Source organism: Rhodococcus sp. UFZ-B548 (assembly GCF_903819475.1).
GTDB lineage: Bacteria > Actinomycetota > Actinomycetes > Mycobacteriales > Mycobacteriaceae > Rhodococcus_F > Rhodococcus_F erythropolis.
Map to the genome: position 1 here is coordinate 42,529 of NZ_CAIJDS010000033.1, position 24,551 is coordinate 67,079.

The following is a 24,551-nucleotide window of genomic DNA, read 5'->3' on the forward strand; positions in this document are numbered from 1 at the left end:
GCTTGATCGGTCACAGGCCTGCAATCAAGTTTACGACGGACGCCACGATCACCGAACCGAACAGGTACGAGAGCAATGCGTGGCCGAGCGCCATCGCGCGCATGTCCGACGACTTCAAGTTGGTGTCGGAAATCGCGAAGCTCATCCCGACTGTGTAGGCCACGTAGGCGAAATCGCTGTACCGCGGCGGTTCTTCCTGATTGAAATCGATTCCGCCGTCGGGGCCCGAGTAGTACAGCCGCGCATAGCCGAGGGTGAAGAGCGTGTGGACCGCCAGCCACGAGATCACGACACTACCGACTGCAACCGATGCCGCCACGACTTGGTAGTGATGTCCGTCGGGTGCCGCCAAGAGCAGGAACGCGATACCGACGAGGCTCGCGACGGCAGCGCCGAGAATCAGCAGGTGTGCGACGTTGCGAGCCGGTTCTTCCCGCGTTGCGTGGCTCGCGGTGAGCGTCGCATCGAAGGGCCAGACCAGAATCCACGTCCACACCGTGAACACCATCGCCGCGACATCCCAGCCGATCAGGAAAGCGAACCGGGGGTAGCCGACCAACGCCGTGACGACGCCTGCAGCGACACCGAGCACCAGACCTGTCGACACTCTCAGCGCTGGCCCGGCACCCAGCTCACTCCGCGGAACCGGGTTGATCGGAAGGTCGTGCGATCGATCGTTCACGGGCTCAGTCAACCACCGTTCGCAATGAGACGGTGGTTACGCCGCAAGGTAATCGAGAAGCAGGCGTGTCAGGCGTTGCAGGTGTCGACCAAAGGCTTGCCGTTGAATCTGTCCAGCACGTACTGCAATCCGACACCGAAGTCCGCTACGGCCGGCGCGAGGTGATTGTTACCGCTCCCCGGATTCACTGCAGGCAGGGTGTCGGTGAACAACGTCGCCTCGGCCCCGCGCGCGCACCAGTCCTGAACCAGGCGCCGGGTTTGCTCGTACGGGATGAAATCGTCGTTGAGCGCTCCGTTGACCAGAATCGGCGAGGCCGGGGTTCGCCGCCCGATGCGTTGTTCCTCGATCACCTGCTGGATCTCCGGTACCGATTCCACCACGTCGGCAAGTGGCCGGCCGTCCGTGGTCCACGACGCCGTCGACTGCTTCCCGTACTTGGTTCGGGAATCGATGAGGCATTGCCCGGCGACGTCGGCGAGCACGGACCGGCCGTAGTCGTTGAGTCGAGATTCGATCGGCTCTCGGGCGGCGGGATATCGGTCGAGGACGCCGTTGATCGTGTAGCCGATCGCGGCCATCAGGCCGGTACCGTCGATATGACGCAGAACGCTTGCCAGGTCTGCCGGGGGCGCGCTCGCGTAACTCCCGACCAGATTCAACTCAGGCGCGTATTCGGGTGCCAGTTCGGTTGCAGCGGCAGTGGCGCCGCCGCCCTGCGAATGGCCCCACAGCGCTATCGGATCGTCCTCTCCTGCCTTCGCCAAGGCTCGGGCAGCGCGTGCACCGTCCAACATCGCGTGGGCTTCCTCGGCGCGATTGACGTAGGTATGGATACCGGGTGTTCCGAGTCCGATGTAGTCGGTGACAAACACGCGAACGCCCTGGGCTAGGAATGCGAAAGCAAATGCGGACTCGTAGTTGACACCGACACTGTCCACACCGGCACCGTAGTTCGACGGATTCCCGGGTTCCGCCAGGCGGAGTTGACCGGCAGTGGGGAACATCCTCGACGGCGCGCACTGATCACCTTGGCCCTGCGTGCCCGGACCGATCACGACCGTCGGGCGCGGGCCCGCGCCTGACCACGGGGCAACCGGCTCCAGGTACGAGCCCGACACAGCAACATTGGATCCGTGGGTGTCGGTACTCGAATACAGGATCCGGGTCCCCACACCAGGCACTCCGCCGACGGCACCGGCCAGCGGCAGCGGTTCCGTCCGAATCACCGAGCCCGGATCGCCGACGTCGCCCGGAATCGCGTCGTAGAAGTCGTTCACAGGTTGGGCGTTCGATATCGGTGTGAACAGTAGCGAGGTCGACAACAGCGCCGATACCGCAACGGCCGAAACCTTCAGTGCCGCGAGGACAACCTTCCGGGTGCTCATGGAAATCCAACGTATAGGCCTCAGTCGACGCGCGGACCGGTTTCGATCTGGGGGACTTCAATCGATCGATACCAACTGCTACGCGAGCGGGCCATGCCACTGGCCCCCCGATCCCCTGGTTTCACGGCCAGGACCTGATGAATCGTAAGCCTGTGCGGCTCCTCGAAACCCAGGGCACTGGCAGCGAGATACAGCAACCAGGTACGCACGCGGGGAGCACCGACCTGTAGGACCGATGCGTCCCAGTTCTCGCGAAGATTCTGTACCCACGCGCGCAGTGTCAAGGCGTAATGCTCGCGCAACGCCTCGCTGTCACGCGTCTCGAAACCTGAAAGTTCGAGCGCATCAATGGTTTTGCTCAGCGGAAGGATCTCACCGTCCGGGAAGATGTACCTGTCGATGAAACTGCGTCCGTCATCGACGTTGTCCGACAAAGACTTCACCGCCGCGATAGCGTGATTGAGCAGACGACCCTGCGGCGCGAGCAGGTCGTAGAGTTTTGCCGTGTACACCGGCAAATTGGCCAGGCCCACATGCTCGGACATGCCGATGCTCGAAATCGCGTCGTACGGGCCGTCGTCGACGTCGCGATAGTCCTGCACCCGAATCTCGATACGATCGGCCAAACCCGCGTCGGCAACTCGTCCCTTGGCGTACTCGACCTGCTCGTTGCTCAGTGACACTCCGACGACGTCGACGCCGTAGTTCTGGGCAGCGTGCAGTGCCATCGATCCCCAGCCACAACCGACGTCGAGCAGTCGCATTCCCGGCTTCAGATCGAGCTTGCGGCAAATCAGATCCAGCTTCGCGTACTGAGCAGCTTCGAGGGATTCGACCCCTTCCGGCCAGTACCCGCACGAATAGACCATGCTCGGCCCGAGAAACATTTCGTAGAAGCGGTTCCCGACGTCGTAGTGATGGGAGACCGTGGCCGAATCGCGTGATTTACTGTGCCGCTTGCCTCGCTTACGACGCATCTCGATCGACGGAGGCGATGGCGGTGGACCCACCGCCCCCAAGCCGGCGAAAGTACCGGCGGCGCGCACCAGCGAGCGCAACGGCAACGCCGACAAACGATTCTCACCGAGCCGCGTGACCAGATCCGGGACATCGAGGAGCGCAAAGATATCGCCGTCTACGTCCAGATCGCCGGACACGTATGCCCTCGCCAGCCCCAATTCGTTGGGAGAGTACAGGACTCGACGTAGGGCACGCCGATTCCGGAAATGTACCCGCGCAGCGGCGTCCGGCGGACCTGCCTCCGAACCGTCCCAACATCGCACGCGAACCGGAAGCGGAACCCCGATCACTTCCTCGAAAACCGTCAAAATTTTGGTCGCGGCACCAGTCACAGATCAACCCCTCCGACAAAGATGGTTCGCCGATGACAGAAAACTTACGCCCGATTCGCGAATCTTTCGCGCCATTTGTCCGAGTTTTGGGCAGTGTTCACCGCAGTTTCGGTATTCATCGAGGTTTCGGTATTCATCGCTGCGTTCAGGGCTCCACCAGTCCGGCGAGGAATTCCACCAGCAGTCTCTTCGTGACCTCACGTGGCAGCGATTCCACTGCCGCGAGGACGGCCGCCATGTCCAAGGGAGAATCAGCAGAACCCCGAGGATCCAGCCCCGCCGACCTCAAAGCTGCCGCGACAGCGTCACTTGGCAACGCAAGAACATCGGCGACGGTGACATCGCCACGTTCGAATGCTCCGGCCAATTCTGCCAGGGCCGGCGGCGCCTCGGCTGCCGCCAAGCCGCGAACGTCGTCGGCACCGAGGACGAGCGCATTGGTCAACTCGCCGAGCACAGACTCCGTCACCGGGGTGACGGTGAGGTGGGTTGTTCGAGGCAATACAGTTCCGTCAGGTTGCGTCGACGCCGGCTGCCCTTGAAGGACGAAGCCGCGGGCACCGACAGCGCTTACCCAGCGATGCGGATCGACTCGACGTTCGAGGGGCACCGAACCATCGGTGGCGACCGCGAACAGCGGCCCCACCGGCGAGCCCACGACGCGAAGCCCGTCGATGCTCTGGACCGTCTCGATCAGCGCACGGGTGGCCCGCTGCGCCCGGGACACCAGTTCGGCGTACCCCGATTGCCCGAGAACTTGCGAAATCGCCCACGCTCCGGCCAGAGCAGCAACGGATTTGGAACCGAGAAGCGTGGGATTGACCACCGGATACCCCGGCCAGTCCGTGAGCCCGAAATACTGCTTGCGATGCAGGTCACGCCCGCGGTGCAGCAAGACCGAGACGCCCTTGGGTGAGTATCCGTACTTGTGGAAGTCGACCGACATGCTGGTGACACCGGGCACCTGGAAATCCCAGGGCGGCAGATCACCCCACCACGGCAACGCAAGCCCACCGATGCAGGCGTCGACATGTAATGGAATCGAATGTGCACGAGCAACTTCCGCGACGTCGGCGATCGGGTCGAGCGCCGCGAACGGGTAATTGGGCGCCGAGACGACGATCAGAACCGTGTCCTTCCGAACTGCCGTCGCAATATCGTGTGCGCCCACGCGCCCCGACGTGGGATCTACGGGTACCAGGATGAGTTCCAGTCCGAGTAGGTGCGCTGCCTTGTGGAAAGCGGCGTGCGCGGTGGTCGGAAGAACCAGCGAACCCTCACCCGGCGGGAGCCTGCGGAAGTCGCGAGCTGCCTTGACGGCCAACACACAACTCTCCGTTCCGCCGCTGGTGACATTTCCGACGACTACGCCTCCGGCGTCTGTGTCTGTATCGGTATCTGCGGCTGGGTCTGAAGCTCCATGGAGGAACTCGCGAGCGAACGCAACCAACTCACGCTCCATCACCGCCGTGGACGGGAACACCGTCGGGTCGAGACCGTTGACCGGCTGAACCAATCGAGCTGCGTCCGCTGCCAACTCGTCGAGGGCTGCGAGACCGCTGTCGTACACGTACGACAGAACCCGGCCTCCGTGCGTCGGGGCGTCCTGCTCACGAAGCGAACGCAGCCGAGTCAAGATGTCGGCCGCCCTCTTCTCGAGGTTCGTGCTCTCGACGATCTTGCCCTGAAGTTCCTCGGCCTGAGTGGAACTCATCGTTCACATACGTTCTCGTGAGTGGATTCTTGTTCGGTGCGGTAATTCCGCAATACGACCAGGCTGATCGCAACCAGGATCGCCGGGACGACCGAGAAGCCAAGGGCTATCCCGGTCAGCGCTGATTCCGGTTGCACGACAGTCTCGCCCGCAGTTTTCGAAACGAAGCCGGTCACCGCGAGTACACCCAAGAACACCGCGGGCCCCAGAGCAAGGCCTGCGGTTTCCGAGGCTGTCCAGATACCACTGAGCGAACCACCACGTTGGCGTCCACCGATTCGCGCGTCGTCCTCGATGACGTCAGGAAGCATCGCCAACGGGAACACCTGCATGCCGGCATATCCGACGCCGGCAAGGGCGACGGCACCGTAGATCCACGAACCGGCGTTGACAGCCGCAAGGGTCAACAACGCCGTCGCGACGACAAACAGAACCGAGGACACGACGTAGCCGCGAAGCTTTCCGTACCGATGCGAGAACCGGTACCACAGCGGCATGACGACGAGAGCTGGTCCGACGAGTGCAACGAACAGACCGGTGAGCGCGCCTTCGCTGCCCATCACATAGGTCGCCAGATATTGCGCACCCGCCAACATCACAGCGGTGGCAAGTGCTTGGAGCACGAAGACGATGACCAGCAATCGGAACGCGCGGGTACGTCGTATCGCGTCGAACCCGTCCCGGTACTGCGAGAGCAACGAGCCGACCGGCGCGTCCGCGTGAGTCACCGTGTGGCGCGCCGCTCCGCGAACTGCCCAGATCATTGCCCCACACATCAGCGCCGACACCCCGATGGCCATGACCAGATAACCGCGTGCTCCGCCCCCGGCAGCGTCGCGAAGTTCCGGTCCACCAGCGCCGATGACCAGAATTGTCAGGGCCAACACCGCAATTCGAACCGATACCAAACGAGTGCGTTCGTGGTAATCGCCGGTCAACTCGGTCGGCAACGCGATATATGGAACCTGAAAGAGGCTGTACGCACTCGCCGCGAGCAGGAAGAAGACGAGCACCCACAACGCCCCGACTCCGGGGCCCGCAGACACGGGGGCTGAGAACGTGAGAATGAAGAGCAACGGCAGTCCCAAAGCGCCTGCGAGCATGAGTGGCACTCGCGTACCAGTTCGATGAGAGCTTCGATCGCTGATCGACCCGATCAGCGGATCGATCAGAACGTCGGCGATTTTCGGGACAATGACCACAAGCGACGCGAGCGCCGCGGCCACGCCGAGCGTATCGGTCAGGTAGTACGCCAGTACCAGACCTGGAAGCACACCGAATCCACCCGTGCCGACACTTCCCGCTGCGTATCCGGCCACCACGCCGCGCGAAAGCCTGTCAGGCGATCTACCTTCACGAAGACGTACCGGTTTGTCTGTAGTCACCGTCCACACACTAATGTCACGACTCCGTACCGCGAGGGCAAAAGAATCTCGATGACCAGAAGTCGCTCACTCGGACGGGCCGGGCATGCCAGACTGTGAACCGATTCGTACACGAACGAAAGCCTGAAGACGATGGTTGGTCCACTGACAGAGATCTGGCCTCCGTACGGAGTCACGATCACGTGTGGGCCCGTCACCTTGGTCCCTGTGCGCGACGACCATTTCCCCGAACTCGCTGCGCTGGTCCGAGCCGGCATTCACCCTGCCGAACAGATGCCGTTTCTCGTCCCCTGGACGGTGGGCACTCCCGACGAAGTGTCGCGAAGATTCATCCAATACCACTGGTCGGTCCGCGGAGCGATGACCACGGCCGACTGGAAATTCGAAACAGCCATTGTCGTCGACGGAGAAATTGTCGGCTGCCAGGCGTTCGCCGCGACGGATTTTCCCAAAAGTCGTACCGGTGAAACCGGCTCCTGGATCGGGCGCGGGTTCCAAGGCCGGGGCATCGGCACTCTTGCCCGACAGGCAATCTGCGCATTCGCATTCGACTCTTTGGGCGCACGAAGCGTCGTGTCGTCGGCGTTCACGGACAACCCCGCCTCGATCACGGTGTCGACCAAAGTCGGCTACCGCGCCGACGGCACAGTAGAGGAGTTGGCTGCCGACGGCCGAATGACCGTGCGTCGACTCTTCACCCTCAGGCGCGAAGATTTTGTCGCACCGCCGTACCCCGTCGAAGTGACCGGCGCAGACGCGCTCAGGGCGATGCTGGGTATCGACTGAGCGAGCTACCCGTGCACCGTGACAGCCGGTAGAACAGACGCATGGAACCCTCCGACATGATGGCCGCAGTCACCTCGTCCATGCGCGACCGTACCGGACGCACTCTCGAAGAATGGGTTGAGGCTGTACGGACGTCGGGGGTCGACCCGCTCGATCAGAACGAAGTCCGCAAGTGGCTGAAAGCAGAGCACGGTGTACCGCAGAACTCGCAGTGGGCAATTGCATTCGAGACTGCCAAACAGTCCGGATGGGTGGAGCCGACCGTCGAGCAATACATCGACCAGCAGTACAGCGGCCCGAAGGCAGCACTGCGACCCATCTTCGATGCAGCCCGACGTCTGATCGAAGAGCTCGGAACCGATGTTCGAGTCGAAGGCCGCGGAACATACACGCCCTTTGTTCGCGCTCGCCAATTTGCTGCCATCGCAGCGGCCACCAAAGCCCGAGTCGACCTCGGACTACGTTTTGTCGAGGCCCCCGGTTCCGAACTTCTGGTGCCGGCCAAAGCTCCCGGGCAGTCGACTCACAAGATCGGGCTCACCAGCACCGAGGACGTGAACGACGAAGTCGGATCGCTGATAGCCATCGCGTATCAACAGAACGGCCGGTAGGACACTAACTCGCCGCCACGCAACCACTCACCGGCACGCTGCACGAAAGTCCCTGTTCTCCTTATCGGAGAACAGGGACTTTCTTCACCGCGGGGGAAGGTCGCTGCGACGTGTCAGCTCAGGCCGAAGATCGCGCCGATGATGGTCCGAGCAGCCTCGAAGAGCGCATCAACGGACGGGACACCGATTTCAGAGCTGATGGAAAAAAGGGAACCCAACATACGATCCTCCGGAGATAGTTTCTGAATGGCTTACTGCCACAAGGGAAAGACTACAGACTTTGCTTGCAGAACTGAAGCAAGGGGACCACGGGGGTGACAATTCCGGACCAAAGTCCCGGCCTAGCAGATCTGCTGCACCCCAATATGATTGAGTTGCTTCGATGAGAATTAGACGCTTTCGACACCGTCGACGAGGGCTTTCGCAACACTCGCCAAAGCCTCCGTGCTCGACATTTCCGAGTGAGAGCAGTCGACCAGGTATGCCCGTAGCGGCCCCACCAGTTCGGACCATTCTTCGACCAGGTGACGATGTTCAGGCAGATCACGCTGCGCCACAAACAATTCCACTGACCCGAAATAGCGCCGCGGCGTGTGGTCCCGAACGATTCGCGACAGTTTTTCCACCCGCCCCACTACGGATTCGAGAACCGTATCGGAAAGGAAATCCAAACCGGTCTGCCTTCGGATCTCTGCCGCAACGTCTACGAAAGTCATTGCTGCAGTTTCAGTTTCAACCTCAGCTAGTCCGATCTGCGCAAACAGTTCGGAAGGTTTCGGAGCCGCTTGTACCGATGGCATCATCTCCGGCAACAGCGCGTCGAGCATGACAACCGAACCGACCAGATCGCCCGTCTCTTCGAGTTGGCTCGCCATCTCGAGCGCGATCGTTCCACCGGCCGACCAACCCAGTAGATGGTATTCACCCGACGGCTGCACATTCCGTACGGCATCGACATACCCCGACGCCAACTCCGCCACCGTGCCGGGTAGCTCACCGGCACCCGTTGCCTGGATGCCGTATACCCGTCGACCTTCGAGCTGACCGACGAGTCCGACGTAGCACCAGGCAATTCCGCTGACCGGATGCACACAGAACAACGGCGGCCTTACGTCATCAGGATTGCCGCCCAACATGACGATCGTGTCCAGCGGATCCGAATGGAACGAATCACCCTCCACGACGTCGGCCTGAACGAGATCCATCCGAGAGGCAAGCTCCGCCACAGTTCGATCGGTGAAAATCCATTGAACCGGGAAATCCCTGTTCAGGGTCTCACGCAAGCGCGAAGCCACTCGAACTGCACCCATGGATGTCCCGCCGAGCTCGAAGAAGTCGTCGTAGCGGCCCACCGATTTCGCGCCGGTCACGCCCTCGAATGCCTGTGCCACTTGACGTTCGGTATCCGAGACGGGTCGATCCACACTCGACCCTACCTGCGGCGAAGGAGCAGGAAGTGCCGCTACGTCTATCTTCCCCGAAGCGAGCAACGGGACCACTCCCATCACCGTCACCGAAGAAGGCAGCAGGTGCTTCGGCAGCAGGCCGGAGACAAACCCGCGAAGCTCCGATTCCGTCACCGAACCGTTTTCCGCCAGCGTTACGTACGACCGGAGTTCAGCGGATCCGTGCCCGTCGTCAGAGACGACGGTAACCGAGAAGATCACTGCTCCATGGCTTGACAGAGCCACGTCGACCTCCGCCGGTTCCACGCGGACACCCCGCACCTTCACCTGTGCGTCGTTGCGCCCCAGGTACTCGAGCGCTCGGTCGTGACGCCTACGACGCACGAGGTCACCCGTGCGATACATCCGAGTCCCCACCGCATAAGGATTGGCGACAAAACGCTCGGAAGTCAGACCCGGAGAGGCGACGTACCCCCGTGCCACATTCTCGCCGGCGAGGAATAGTTCTCCCGCAACGCCATCCGGAACCGGTCGGAGCCTCTGATCGAGAACAAACGCCGTCGTGCCAGGTACCGGGGTGCCGACGGTGACGTCCCCGTCAGTGATCCGCGCGGAAATCGATGCCGCGATCGTTGATTCGGTCGGTCCGTATCCGTTGACGATGCGATGTCGGGGTGACCACGCCGACGCAAGGCGGGCAGAGAGCGGCTCCCCCATCGATTCGACGATCAACGGTTGCACTGCATCCGGATCGACTGTGGCCAGGACCGTTGGCGTCACGATCAGATGTGTGACGTCGGCAGCGACCAGCAGATTCGTGAGTTCCTCTCCCCCGTAGACGAAGTCAGGAGCCAGAATCAACGTTCCACACCCTGCCGCCGCCAGAAGAATCTCGATCACCGACGCGTCGAAGGTCGACGACGCCAATTGCAGGACTCGGGGGCCACGATCGAGCTCGGCGATCTCGACGTGCGCGGTGTAGACGTTCATGATTCCGCGGTGTGAAACCTCGACACCCTTGGGTCTTCCCGTGGAACCCGACGTGTAGATGACGTAGGCGAGGTTGTCGGGATGAGCCGGCGTTGCCGATACCTCGACAGCCCCACCAGCAGTGCAGGATTCATCCATCGCCACCCACTCGACGGAGTCAGGCAAACTCTCGGATGCACCTCGCGCTGTCAAACCGACAACCGAACCACACTCCTCGACCATCGTCTGCCGGCGCGCTGTCGGCAGAGCCGGATCGAGCGACAGCCACGCTGCGCCTGCCCGCGCTACCGCCCACAGCGCAACGATCCACAGATGCCCGCGACCGAGCGCAACGGCCACCACGTCATCGGGTCCGATTCCTCGGACCACCAACTCGCGAGTCCAGTGCGACGACTCCTCGTGCAGGTCGCGATAAGACCAGCGCCTGCCGTTCTCTTCCAGCGCGATGCCGTCGGGTGCCTGCCGCAGCGTGCGTTCGAAAATGTCCGCAATCGTCAGCGGTTCGACGTGTCGAGGATTCGCAGCCGTCAGCGCCGAGCGTTCGAGACCGGACAGCAATTCGATCTCCCCGACCACGATCTCGGGTTCACCTGTCACTGCTTCGGCGATACGTGTCACCCGCTGCATGAACAGTTCCGCCGTCGACGCGCGGAATCTGTCTGTGGCATAAAGCAATCGAATCGTCAGACTGTCACCGGTGTCGACCAGGTCCCACGTCAAGTCGTAACCGGTCGACGACCCTGCCTTGTCGATGTCGAAGACGGTGATGCCGTCGATCTGCGGCACGTCGAGCGCTCGCCGATATGCCAGCATGACCGTGAACAGGGGATGCTCGTTCATCCTGCGCGGCGGATCGACCTTCGCAACTACATCGTCGAACGAGACGTCCGCGTTCGCCATAGCTTCCAGATCGACACGGCGAACCTCGTCCAGGACAGCAGCGAAGCGGTCGGAGGAGTTGATCCTCGTGCGCAATGCGACAGTACCCACCATCATGCCGGCCACGCTCAGCAGCGCCGGATCGTTCCGCAGACTCACAGCTGCTCCCACCACGACGTCGTCCGTGACGCACTCGCGAGCGAGCAGCACGGCAATCACGCTGTGGACAACCATGAATACCGTGACGCCATGCGAACGAGCCAACGCCGACAACGCGTCATAGGTGGCACCATCGAGGACTTCCGTCACCATCTCGTCGGATCGTGAAGACACCGGACTCCGGGGGTTGTCGACGGGTAGAGCCAACACATCCTCGACGCCACCAAGTGCGTTCGACCAGTAGTCGAGTTGCCGATGCGCCACGCTGAGAAGATCCTCCGGATCGCCCAAGCTCTCTCTCGCCCAGAGACTGTAGTCGCCGTAGCTGATCCCCTCAGCGGAGCAATCCCATTCCCTTCCGAGCGCCCTCGCCTCGAACGCTGCCGCGAAATCGGCAAGGATCGGGCCCATCGACGCACCGTCGATTGCGATGTGGTGAACCACGAGTACCAGGACAGTCAATCCTGCAGAATCGGCTCCAGCTTTTTCGCTGAACACACGCACACGGAACGGAACATCTCGTTCGAGATCGAACGGCACAGTCGCGAAGGCCGAAGCGCTCGCACGGATATCGTCGACCCACACCGCAGTGAGATCAAATGCAACAGAGTCTATTTCAACCTGTTGTGGACCGAACTCACCCGGAACAAACACAGTTCGCAACACGGCATGGTGATCGACGACGTCACCGAGGGCGCTGCTCAAAACCGAACGATCGATGTCGTCTGCCAGGACCGCTGCAAACGTCAGGTTGTACGCAGTCGATTCCGGCTGAAGCTGATTGATCAGCCAAAGTCGTTGTTGCGAGGGCGCCAGCGGCGCCGGCATACCGGAATCACGTCGAGTCAGTTCGCGGCGCTTGCCATCGGACGCGCTCGCCGACAGCCACTGAGACATCGCTCGCGGCGAAGGATTGTCGAAGACGGCGCGAACAGGCACGTCCCGCGCGAAGATCGAGGCGAGTCGACCTGCCACCGCTGCCGCGGCCAACGAATCACCACCTGATTCGAACAGGTCGTGCAGAGCGCCGAAACTTCCGGACACGTGTTCCGACATGACAGCGGTGACGAGTTCCTCCGAAACCGTCACTGCTGCATCGGGCGCCTGGCTCTCGAACACATGGCGCCGCAACGCATCTGCGTCCAGTTTTCCATTCGTCGTGAGCGGGATCGACTCCAATACGATCACGCGGCCGGGCATCAGATACGCAGGCAACATCGCGGCCAACTCGATTGTCAGCTGATCCGCCTCCACACCATCGCCAACCGCGCACGCAACGGCGATCTCGTCGACGAGGACAACCGCCGCAGCCTCGACGCCCGTGCACCGCCGCAGAGCTGATTCGATTTCGGCAGGCTCGACGCGGATTCCTCGCACGCTCATCTGACGGTCGGAGCGTCCGACGAATCCGAGCGTGTCATCGGTGCGGCGGTGAACCAGATCACCGGTCCGATAACGGCGGCGTCCACCTGGTGCTGCGACGAACGAGCTGGCGGTGCCGGCGGGATCTCCGGCATAGCCCATCGCAAGCCCGGGCCCGCTGACGTACAACTCACCGATCCCGGCCCACGGCACCGGACGCAGTCGCGTATCCAGTACCTCTGCACCGATTCCGGCGAGCGGAACTCCGATGGTGACCCGATGATCCACCTCGGCGACGGTCGTGACCACCGTGCATTCCGTCGGTCCGTACGCATTGAGCATTCGCGCGCGTCGACTCCACGCACGCGCGGTGGAAGGTGAGAGCACATCGCCACCGACCGCAACCACCTCCAACGAGTCGAACCGCTCCGGAGCCATGGTGTCGAGTACGGCCGGAGTGGACAACATGTGAGTGACGCCGCGTTCTGCGACAAATTCTTCGAGTGCCCTTCCGCCGAAAGCCTCCCGAGGAGCGACCGCCAAGGTAGCCCCGGCGCCGATCGCCAACATCATCTCGAGAATCGCCGCATCGAACGTCGGTTTGTAACCGTGCAGCACAACCGAGTCCGAAGTCACGCCGTACTTCCGGATTGCGTCGTCGGTAAGAAGGCCCAGTCCTCGGTGGGTGACTGCAACGCCTTTCGGTTCACCAGTCGACCCGGACGTGTGAACGACGTACGCTACTGAATCCGGATACTGCCGACCGGGAACGGGGCTGCGGTCGGAGAGCACTGTGCGCAGTTGCTTCAGCCGTGCCGGCGGCAGGTCGGGGTCGATCGGCACGAATGCCGCGCCCGTTTTCGAAATCGCCAACATTCGGACCAGGTACGCGATAGTCCGTACCGCCGGAATCTCGTACACGGCACCCGGTCCTGCGCCCCGAGCCACCAGTTCCCAGGCTTGGGCATCCGAGGCAGAGTCGAGTTCGGCATACGTCACCGTGCGCTGTCCGTCGTCGAGAGCAATGTTGTCAGGGAATTGCGCCGCTGTGGCAGCGAAGATCTGGGTCAGCGTCCGGGACGAATCGACCTCGACAGCAGCCCAACTGGGCGCCGCGCCCACCGCGAGATCCGAAACGAGTACTGGCACATCCTCGGCCATCGAGGTGAGCACTCTCGACAGTTGTCGAGCAACCGCGTCGGCGCTCGAAGGATCGAACGCGCTCGCAGCATAGATGAGCGCTCCGGTCAACGATCCGTCGACAGCGGGTGCGAGCGAGACGTGCATGGGGAACTTCGTAGTCGCGGTCTCGATTTCGCGAGCCTCGATAGTGAGACCAGCCACCTCCACGGCAGGGATCGCGAAGTTCTGCAGACCCAGCGCAATCTGGGGGGTTCGTCCGCCGAGCAGCTCACCAACCAATTCGGCAAGAACAGAGCTGTTTTCGAATGCTGCCACATCAGCATCGAAAGCTGCACCCAACAGAAGGTCGATCGGCACGTCCCCGTCGATCCGAAGGCGAAGAGGCACCGTATCCACGAACATGCCGACCACGCCGTCGAGCTCAGGCGTACGCCGTCCGTCGACAGCTGTCGCGATCACGACATCGGGATTTCCACTCAGCTTGGCAAGCACCACGGACAACGCCGCATGAACCACCGCAAACAGCGAGACCTTCGATCGATCGGCTCGCGCCTGCAGTGCCGAGGTGATGACGGCTGGAATCACGAAGTTCACTCGCTGCGCTACGGAATCCGGCCCGCCATCAGAATGATCCACCGTCAGCGGCGACACAGATGTCACGCCGTCGAGCGTTCGGCGCCAGAACTCCTCGACGACAGGGGAAACGTCACGTGCTGCCTCCCACGCGGCAAAATCCCCGTACTGGATCGGCAGCGGAGACCATTGCGGATCCAGTCCAGCTCGTCGCTTGCCGTAAGCGGTCAGCAGGTCGCCGACCACCGTTCGCATCGACACCCCGTCGACTGCGATGTGATGAAAGCTCACTGCCAGAACGTGCCTGACCGGTGACACCTGGAGCAGCATCCAGCGCACCGGCAGGTCTTCCGCTACATCGAAACCGCGCGAGCCGAACTCTCGCAGCAGCACCTCGACCTCGATGTCGGCGACCAGTCGCGTTTCCATTGTCAGGGGGGTCGGAGGATCCACGACCTGAACCGGTGGAGTGCCCGGATACCGGGTTCTGAGGACGTCATGACGGCCCACAAGATCCGTCGCTGCGTGACGCAGCGCGGGCACGTCGAGTTCACCGTCGATCTCGATGCAGATCGGCAGGTTGTACGCACCGCTCGACGTGTTCCGCTGGTTCAGTACCCACATCGCACGCTGGTTCCGTGACAGAGGTGCGGGCGTGGGGTCGCGGCGCGGTTCCAGTCTGACAACATCGGTCGCCGGGCCACTCTGCTCGAGCGAATCGATCCGGGCCGCCAACGCCGCAACTGTTGGATGCTCGAACACGGTCCGGAGCGGAACAACCAGCCCAAGGGAACTACTCAAGAGCGAGGTAACCTCCGCGGCCGACAGCGAGTTGCCGCCGAGCGAGAAGAAGTCTGCGTCGCGGTCGTCCTCATTCCCGCCGAGCACCGAAGCAAAAGCTTCGGCAACAAGGCGTTCTGTGGCGGTGGCCGGCCCCTGTGCACGGGAAGCATCCAGTGTCGGCGCCGGGAGACGGGCGAAGTCGACCTTGCCGTTCCGCATCGGAAGCTCGCCCTCGATTTCGACGATGACATGCGGAACCATGTACGTCGGAAGGACTTCTGCGACAGCGGCGCGAAGTTGACCCGTGTCAACTCTTTCGGCATCCGAGCTTCGCACGTAGGCGACCAACAGAGGACTTCCCCCCTGGGCCGACCGAACCCCGGCGACGCAGAAATCGACGTTCGCGACAGACTGAATGACTGCCTCGATCTCACCCGGTTCGATCCGGACACCGTTGACCTTCACCTGCACGTCGGTTCGCCCGAGATAATGCAGGCGATACGTATTGCCTTCAGATTTGGGGCTTTCCGGCTTCCACATCACCAGATCGCCGGTCCGGTACATCCGGGCTCCTGAACTGGTTGCCACGAATCGTTCCGCGGTTCGGGCCGGTTGGCCGGCGTAACCGCGCGCGAGCATTCGACCGGAGAGATACAGTTCACCGGCGACTCCCGGCGGCACGGGTTCGAGTCGATCATCGAGCACGACGGCGTCGACCCCGGCCAGTGGATACCCGACGGATCCGTCGTGAGTGTCAGCTGACAGATGGTCGATCGACAGTGGTTCGGTAGCAAGCGAATACATCGCGGACTCGGCAGGTCCGTATCCGTTGATCACTCTGCGTCCGGCTTGCCAGCGCTTCGCCAACGCACCGCCGAGTCGCTCGCCCCCGAACATCACCGTTGCAAGGTCCGGCAGCGACGGATCGCCGATCGAGGCGACGACAGTAGGTGTGGCGCACAGATGAGTAATTCGCTCGCGCCTCAGTGCTGATGCAAGTCCCGAGCCGAACAGTTGGTCGTCCTTCGCCAGAACGAGCGTCGCCCCGGACGCACTCGCGATGAGCACCTCGAGCAACGTCATGTCGAACCCTGGCGCTCCGCGATGGAATACGCGCGAACCTGGACCAGCCGAGAATCGACGGGGCAGGTCTTCGGCGATCACGCCGAGCCCGCCGTTGGTCACCACCACGGCCTTCGGAGTTCCAGTCGTTCCTGACGTGAAAACTACGTAGGCCGCGAGGTTCTCGGAATGCTGTCGCACCCAGTCTGCGTCCTGGCCACCACCGGCGTCGAGGCCGCAGACCGCGCCGTCGCCCAGTGCTTCGAGGACATCGCGTACTCGCGCCTGCGGCTGTTCCGGGTCCACCAATGCCGGAGCTGCACCGACCTTCGCGATCGCCCACAATCGTACGATCGACGCAATGGACCGATCGGCAGTCCAGGCAACGACGTGGTCCACTCCGACTCCCCCGGAACGCAACTCGTCGGCTGCGACGTCCGACTGCGCATCGAGGTCTCGGTAAGTGAGTGTGTTGCCCTCAGCTTCGACCGCCACGGCATCCGGAGCGAATTCGACGCCGTATCGCAGCATCGAGGCAAGCGTCGTACCGGAACACCGAGATGCATCGGGCCGGTCGACCGCGCCGTGTGCGGGGACGAGAAGAGCTCGCTCCGCACTCGTCAACAGGTCGATTCGCCCTACCGCGACATTGGGGTCGACAGACACTTGATTCAGGAGGTGCTCGAACCGACCCGCAAAGCTCGATACCGTCAGATCATCGAATATTTCAGCGTTGTACACGAATTCGAGACCGAGACCGCCCCCGATCCCCTCGTCCGTGACGTTGAGCTGCAGATCGAAATTTGCTTGCCTGACATCGGGCGAGATCTGAGTGACGGACAACCCCGGTATGGACCACGCGGCGGAATGAGTTGTCTGGAACGAGAGCGCCACCTGGAACAACGGATGTCGCGAACGCGATCGCGGTGGGTCGATCAGATCAACCAGCGATTCGAAGGGCATCTCTGCGTGCGCGAACGCCGCTACGTCTCGCTGACGAACCTGCTCGACCAACCGGCCGAACGACTTCGACGGATCGACTTCGGTCCGAAGAACAATCGTGCCGGCAAACATGCCGACCAGCTCGTCGAGTTCAGGTGTGACGCGTCCGGACACAACAGTGCCGACAGCTACGTCATTGCTGCCGTTGTACCTCGCCAGCAGCGCCGCGAGTGCAGCGTGGACAACCATGAACATGGTTCCGTTGTTCGATCGTGCGAGTGCTTGAAGGCCCGTCCGTACCGAACCCCAGATCTCTACCCGGCAGCTCGACGCGCGGGCGGACGTCGAACGCGGACGGTCCAGGGGTAGCGTCACCTGCTCGGGAAGGCCTTCGAGAGCCTGCTTCCAGTAGCTGGATACCGTCTCGGGAATCCCCGATTCCCGTTGCCATGCGCTGTAATCGGAGTATTCGAGCGCGAGCGGCGACCACGTCGGAGCTTGCTGCGCCGAGCGAGCGATGTACGCCGCCGTGAAGTCACGTACCAACAATTCGAGCGATCGAGCATCAGCGGCAATGTGATGGACAACAACAGCCAGGATGTACTCGTCAGGCGAAAGCTGGAGAAGTGCCGCACGTACGGGCGGATCCACGGTGACATCGAAGCCCGGACCCACCAGTTCTGCAACACGATTCTCGCCGTCGTCGCCGTCGAGTGCCTCGAGCTGAAACAGCGGCATCGCGTCCTCGGCGTCGAGCACCGTCTGAACCGGACGCTCGCCGACAACCGGATATACGGTCCGCAGAGTGCGATGACGGTCGATCAGGTCGTGAATTGCCAGTCCGGCTGCAGCTACGTCCAATTCACCCGTCAGGCGCAACACGATCGGAATGTTGTAGCCGGAGGATTCTGTATCCAACTGATTCAGAATCCACATTCGGTGTTGGGAAGCCGACAGCTGCACCTCCGCAGTGCCTGGGCGAGGTACCAAAGACAGACGAGGTACCAAAGACAACGGAGACGCTTGCCCCGTGCCGATTCGGGCGGCAGCGATGCCGGCGAGCTGATCGACGAATGGGTGCTCGAACACATCGCGGACGTCGAGGTTGCAGCCCAAAGCGGAGTTCAGGCGCGACGAGAGACGGGTGGCGATCAAGGAATTGGCCCCTTGATCGAAGAGATTCCGGACCGGATCTATATGCGGAACTTCCATCAAATCGCTCAGAATGGCTGCAACTGTCTGAGCGAAGAAGTCTCGCGACTGCCGAGACGGCTGCACTTGCGACGTCGGGTCCGGCAGTGATGCTCGGTCGATCTTGCCGTTGATCGTGACCGGCAATGACGCAAGCGGCATCAAAGCCGACGGGACCATATGTGCGGGCAACAACGAACGAGCAGTCCGCAACACACCGTCGAGGTCGTGTCCGTTCTCAGGGGTGATGTAACCGACCAAAGTCGGCCCACTGTCGAGTTCTCTCACCACCACCGTGGCCTGCTCCACCGACGTGTGAGCCAACAGCGCGGATTCGACCTCGCCCGGTTCGACGCGGTAACCGCGCAGGGCCATCTGACCGTCGGCGCGGCGAACATATTCGAGTCGACCGGCACGCCAACGGACCAGATCGCCGCTGCGGTACATCCGCGACCCTTCGAATCCGGGCTCAGGCACAAATCGGGAAGACGTCATCCCTGGTTGACCCAAGTAGCCTTCGGCCACCTGCGGACCGGCAACGTAAAGTTCGCCGACAGATCCCGGCGGGACGGGCTTCAACGACGCGTCGAGCACGTAGCTGCGAAACCCTGGTAGTGGGGACCCGATCGGCGAGACAGTCTCGTCACCGGAGATGAGATCGAAATTGGTTACATGGACCGTGGTTTCGGTGATTCCGAACATATTGACACCCCGCACGTCCGGGTGCCGATCGAACCAACCCTGCACGCGCCCGACGTCGAGGCGATCGCCGCCGAAAACAATCGTCCGGAGCGGAAGCAGCATTTCCTGCGTAACTTCCGCCAACGCATAGAAGGCGGCCGGGGTCTGATTCAGAACGGTGACTTTCTCGCGCACAATCAGATCCGCGAATCTTTCGGGAGAGCGCGCGACGTCACCGTCCACGATCACCAGGGATCCGCCAGTGGTCAACGCACCCCACATCTCCCAGACCGAGAAGTCGAATGCGTGCGAATGAAACATCGACCACACGTCTTCGTCGCCGAAGTCGAAGATCTCGCGAGTCGAGGCCAGCAGAGCCAACACGTTGTCGTGAGTCACCACCACACCTTTGGGCGCTCCGGTCGATCCGGACGTGTAGATCACGTAGGCGGCGGCCTCCGACTGCGGAACAGGCCAACCGCCCGTCGCGTCAGCCGTCTCGTTCACGAGGATGACAGCTTGCTCGTACCCAACGAACCGCCCAGCTGATTCGTCCGTCGACACAATCGCTTTCGGGCCTGCATCGGCAAGTACGTAGTGGATGCGAGCGTCGGGATACTGCAAGTCGATCGGGACGTACGCAGCGCCCGCGCGAACGACGGCGATGATGGCTACGACGAGGTCGACCGATCGAGGCAGGGCGACCGCCACGCGATCCCCGACTCCAATTCCTCGATCGATCAATACGGCGGCAAGGCACTCCGAACGAACTCGCACCTCTTCATAGGTGACGCGAGTATCGCCACTCGACATCGCGATTGCATTCGGATGCCGGGCTGCGACGGCCCCGAAGAGGTCGGGCAGCGACTGCGCGACAATCGAAGGCCCCGGCACCCAAGCCAGCAATTCTTCGCGCTCCGCAACGCTGAGAACATCGATGTCGCGCAGCATGATTGACGAGTTCTCGGTAATCGAGTCACATACTCGACGCAGTCGCTCGACCCAGCTCTGCACGGTGCCCGCATCGAACAGATCGGCGGCATATCGGAAAGTGCCGCGAATACCGCTTGCGTCGCCGTCAATCGTACGATCTTCGCGCACAGTCACTTCGAGGTCGAAGCGAGGGTGCGCGGGAGGTAGCGGAGTGCCGTGGGCCGTCAAAGTTCCCACCGCGAGCTCGGAATCCGGTGCTACCGGATCGACAGCGAGAACCACTCTGAGGAAGGAATTCTTGTCGCCTGCGGCACCACCGACCGCGCGGTCGACCACCCAGTCGAACGGGACGTCGGCATTGGACAAAGCTGCCACGTCGGCCTCGCGTACCCGACTCAAGAACTCACCGAAGGTGTCTCCGCCGCGAAGGAGCGTTCGCAGCGCCACGGTCCCGACGAACATACCGACGGCGCCGTCGAACGAAGGGTGTGTTCGGCCGGACGTCGGGGTTCCGATGACCACATCGGACGCACCGGTGATCTTGCTCAGCGCAATCGCAAGGCAGGCGTGCAACACCATGAAGGTTGTGCAGTGATGCGCTCGAGCGATCTCGTTGAGCGCCGCGTGGACGGGCGAGGGCAATTCGAAAGTCACGTCCCGAGCCGACGACGGTTGGTCCGGCCGGCGGGATCTGTCCACGGGAAGAGCAAGAGTCGGATCAACGCCGGCGAGTGCGTCGGACCAGAATTCCAGCTGGCGACCTGCCAAGCTCTGTGGATCTGCAGGATCACCGAGAATGGTTCTGTGCCAAGCGGAATAGTCGCGGTAGTCGAGCGCGGGCGAAGGCCAGATCGGCGACCGTCCGTCGGCGCGAGCGTCGTACGCGGAGATCAGGTCAGAAACGATCGTGGCGAACGAAAGGCCGTCCAAGGCTATGTGATGCGCAACTACGGTCAAGCGGTGGTCGGCATCGCTGCCGGAGGTGAGGATCAAACGAAGCGGCGCATCGGTCTCCAGATCGAAACCTGCCGCAACCAATTCCGCTGACGCAGCCTCGTAATCCTCGGACGGAACCTCGATCAGAGTCACCGGAGTCGCAGTCGCAACCTGGATCGGCCACGTGTCGTGATTCTGTTCGAACGAGAACACCGTACGCAAGACGAGATGGCGATCGGTCAGGTCGGCTACCGCCGCCCTCATCGCCTCTGTATCCAGTGCACCACTGAACGCGACCTCGAACGCAATGTTGTACGCCGACGACTGGGGATCGCGACGGTTGAGCAGCCATAGACGTTGTTGCGCCGGAGCGATTTCGACGGTGACCTCGTCCGAAATCCGCTCGGGCTCCACCACCCAGTCCGCCCGGTCCTCACGAATCTTCTGGGCAAGGCGCGCCGGAGTCGGGGCGCCGAACACGTCCCTGACACCAACTCGTCTACCGAGTGCAGAACTCACGCGCGCGGCAACATACACGGCGTCGAGGGAACTACCGCCCCAGGCGAACAAGTCGGAGTGCGGTCCGAGAACTCCGACGCCCAGGACCTCGGCCATCACCGAGGCAATTAATTCCTCGTCGTACTCGATCGGACGGTGCACGGTCGAGTGCTGCTCGGCGACCGCGGACCATGTCGGTTCAGGAAGCGCTGAACGGTCCGTCTTTCCATGGCTCGTGACGGGCAACGCTGCCAGAATCGTCACCGAACCCGGAAGCATGGAACGTGGAAGTAGTGAAGCCAGATGTTCGTGGACCGCCTTCTGACTCAATAGATGAGCAGTGCCGTCCCCACCTTCGGCCGCAGTCACGTACGCCGCAAGCGACCCGGATCGCTCGACCACCGCTGCTTGCGCAACACCGGGTGTCGACAGGAGCACAGCCTCGATCTCGCCCAGTTCGACGCGTACTCCACGGATCTTGACTTGTTGATCAGAGCGGCCCAAGAACTCGAGCTGACCGGCATCGTTCCATCGCACGACGTCGCCGGTGCGGTACATGCGCTCGCCGGCACCAGTGGCACCAAAGGGCGCCGCTACGAAACGCTCCGAGGTCAGCGTCGGGGAAAGGTACCCGCGCGCCAGTCCTGGTCCCATCACGTACAGCTCACCCACGGCGCCGACCGGAGTCGGACGCAACCACGAATCCAACACCACAGCGGCAACGCCGTCGATCGGGCGCCCGATCGGAGTATCACCGCCAGGCTCGAGTGGCTCGCTCATGAATGCCGCGACGGTCGCTTCACTGGGTCCGTACGAATTAACGATGTCGACATGACTCGACCACACATCCACGAGCGCCACCGGCGGTCGCTCGCCGCCGACGTTCAACACTCGAAGATCCGGCAGTTTCCGAGGATCCATCGTCAGCGGAACCGATGGTGTCGAGATCAGGTGCGTGACACCCTCGAGCCGCAGATAGTCTTCGAGGTCCACTCCGCCGATCAATCCGGGAGGAACGATCACGGCGGTCGCGCCGCAGCCGTGAGCAAGCAGAATCTCGAGGATCGCCACGTCGAACGAGGTAGCTGCCAGGAGCGCGACGCGGGAGGAACTATCGATGTTCAGTCGCCTGGCGTGAGAACGCAGCAACGGCGCAATGCCTCGGTGCGTGACCGCGACGCCCTTCGGTCGTCCGGTCGACCCCGACGTGTAGACCACATAGGCGGTGTCGTCCAGGGACACGTCGCCCGAAGACGAACCGATCCCCGTGCCTCGATCGATCGGCCCATCGACGGTCTCGTCTTCCCTGGGGTCGACGACGCAGACCCAAGCCGGCACGTTCACGAGTTCGCCACCGACCACAACGGACACGTCGGCGTCGTCGAGAATGAAAGCGACACGCTCGGAGGGTGTTTGAGGATCCACGAAAAGAAGGGCAGCACCAGCCCGCGCTACTGCATGAAATGCAACTACGGAATCGGTCGAGCGCTCGGTGAGGATCCCGACGACGTCACCTCGTTCGACGCCGTTCTCCACGAGCAAGGCGCACAGTGCATCCGCGCGAGCGCCGAGCTGGTCGTAAGTGATGTCCACACCTTGCTCGCGGATCGCGACGGCGCTCCCCTGCCCTGCGCCGCCTCTGACGACCGAATCGAGCGTCGCGAATCCGTCCGTCCGCGGACCTAACGCGGGGACCAGATCCTTCGCTTCGTCCGTCGAGAGGATGCGGAGGTCACCGAGCGCACGGGTAGCCGAGGCGAGGAATCCCTCGAGTAACCGAACGAACTGACGATGATGCATCGCCAGGTCACGTTCGCTGTACAGGCGTGGATTGGCTTCGAAGGACAGGCGAACGTTCTCCCCCGCGATCGACGGATAAATGCTGAAGAACAGATCTTCGGTGGGTCCGGATGTGAGGACGTGAAATTCGCCGACGACGTCGCCGAGCCGAATCGCTTCGTGAAACATCATGACGTTCACGGCCGGGCCCGCCGCCTCACGGGATCCGCCCTGACCCTCCTGGAAGCCCATGTCCTCGTAGCGGAATCGCTGGTGGCGTAGTGCACCGGTCATCTGAACCGAGATCTGACGCACCAGTTCTTGTGGCGACAGATCCCGTTCGAGTTGCGCACGAACAGGCACGATGTTGGACAGCATCCCACCTGAACGTTTCGACGTCGCCGTGGTGCGGCCGGACACCGGCAAGCTGAGGACTACGTCATCGGAATCAGTCATGCGACCGAGATAGGACGCGAATGCACCGACGAGGACCGCCACCTCGGACGTAGTCCACTCGGTCGCGATATCCGAAAGCTGTTTTGCAAGAGTTGGATTCAGTGTCCGCACCATCATGTGCTGCGGCATGGACGTCCGGCCGGCGCCGTCGGCGAGGCGAACCGGGCGGGGCAGGCCTTCGGACATCTCCGTCCAGTACTGCTTGTCCGATCGATACCGCGACGAGGATCGGTAGTCGACATCGCGGTCATGCAGTGCACGTACCCCGACACCACCGAATGGAGTCAGCGTCTTGCCATGAACCAGATGCGAATAGCGCTCGGCCACCCGCGCGGTGAGTGTCATCGCCGCATGTCCGTCGAGCACGAGATGATGGGCGTGCGAGTACCAGAAATAGTGATCATCTGCCAGATGAAGCAAAGTCGCCGAGATCAGACGGTCAGACATCACGTCAAGTGGCCGTGAGTATTCCGCAGTCATCCACTCGTTCGCGCGCTGAACCGGGTCGTCGTCGCTGCGTAAGTCGAGGTATGCGAGATCGTCGACGATCGAGTGATCGACAATCTGCGCCGGCTCGGCATCAGTGGCGACGAGGCGAACGAACGGCGACTCCAATTCATGACATGCCGTGTTCGTTGCCTCGATCAGAGCGTCGACGTCAACCGGTCCTCGTAGCTCCACGTACTGAGCCACCACGAACGGAGTTGACGGACTCAGTTGCTGCGCAAACCACAGCGCGAGCTGAGCCCGAGACAACGGAAAAGCACTCAACCCGTCACCTCACATTTCACCAGCCTTGTTTTTCACGAACATTCGATGGCTGATCACGTGAATCCATGGGAGCGAACACCACGAACGGC

8 protein-coding genes are annotated in these 24,551 nt (G+C 62.2%); 2 read left to right on the forward strand and 6 right to left on the reverse strand.

What is annotated here, in order from left to right:
- Positions 1 to 10: 10 nt before the first annotated feature.
- The 5 genes from H7C86_RS24145 to H7C86_RS24165 all read right to left on the reverse strand — a co-directional run bounded on the left by H7C86_RS24145 (position 11) and on the right by H7C86_RS24165 (position 6,530).
- Positions 11 to 682, reverse strand: a complete 672-nt coding sequence (locus H7C86_RS24145; protein ID WP_182262359.1) for a DUF1345 domain-containing protein — start codon at positions 680 to 682, stop codon at positions 11 to 13.
- Positions 683 to 750: 68 nt separating this feature from the next.
- Positions 751 to 2,070, reverse strand: coding sequence for a lipase family protein (locus H7C86_RS24150; RefSeq protein WP_182262360.1), 1,320 nt, complete (start codon positions 2,068 to 2,070; stop codon positions 751 to 753).
- A 20-nt stretch (positions 2,071 to 2,090) separates the two neighbouring features.
- Entirely contained in the window at positions 2,091 to 3,422 is a 1,332-nt protein-coding gene (locus tag H7C86_RS24155; RefSeq protein ID WP_182262361.1) for a cyclopropane-fatty-acyl-phospholipid synthase family protein, read from the reverse strand.
- Positions 3,423 to 3,567: 145 nt separating this feature from the next.
- Positions 3,568 to 5,136, reverse strand: coding sequence for an aminotransferase class V-fold PLP-dependent enzyme (locus H7C86_RS24160; protein ID WP_182262362.1), 1,569 nt, complete (start codon positions 5,134 to 5,136; stop codon positions 3,568 to 3,570).
- Positions 5,133 to 6,530 (reverse strand): MFS transporter, encoded by a 1,398-nt coding sequence (locus H7C86_RS24165; RefSeq protein ID WP_182262363.1) that lies wholly within the window; start codon positions 6,528 to 6,530, stop codon positions 5,133 to 5,135. Before H7C86_RS24165 ends, H7C86_RS24160 begins: the two co-directional genes overlap by 4 nt.
- Positions 6,531 to 6,653: 123 nt before the next feature.
- Between H7C86_RS24165 and H7C86_RS24170 the strand changes: the two genes are divergently transcribed.
- The gene (locus H7C86_RS24170) at positions 6,654 to 7,307 is read left to right on the forward strand and encodes a GNAT family N-acetyltransferase (RefSeq protein ID WP_021333672.1); all 654 of its coding nucleotides are present in this window, start codon (positions 6,654 to 6,656) and stop codon (positions 7,305 to 7,307) included.
- Positions 7,308 to 7,348: 41 nt separating this feature from the next.
- Positions 7,349 to 7,918, forward strand: coding sequence for a DUF5655 domain-containing protein (locus tag H7C86_RS24175; RefSeq protein ID WP_021344503.1), 570 nt, complete (start codon positions 7,349 to 7,351; stop codon positions 7,916 to 7,918).
- Positions 7,919 to 8,307: 389 nt separating this feature from the next.
- On the opposite strand, the gene H7C86_RS24180 is transcribed toward H7C86_RS24175, so the two are convergent.
- Positions 8,308 to 24,462, reverse strand: coding sequence for a non-ribosomal peptide synthetase (locus tag H7C86_RS24180; protein WP_182262364.1), 16,155 nt, complete (start codon positions 24,460 to 24,462; stop codon positions 8,308 to 8,310).
- Positions 24,463 to 24,551 lie beyond the last annotated feature (89 nt).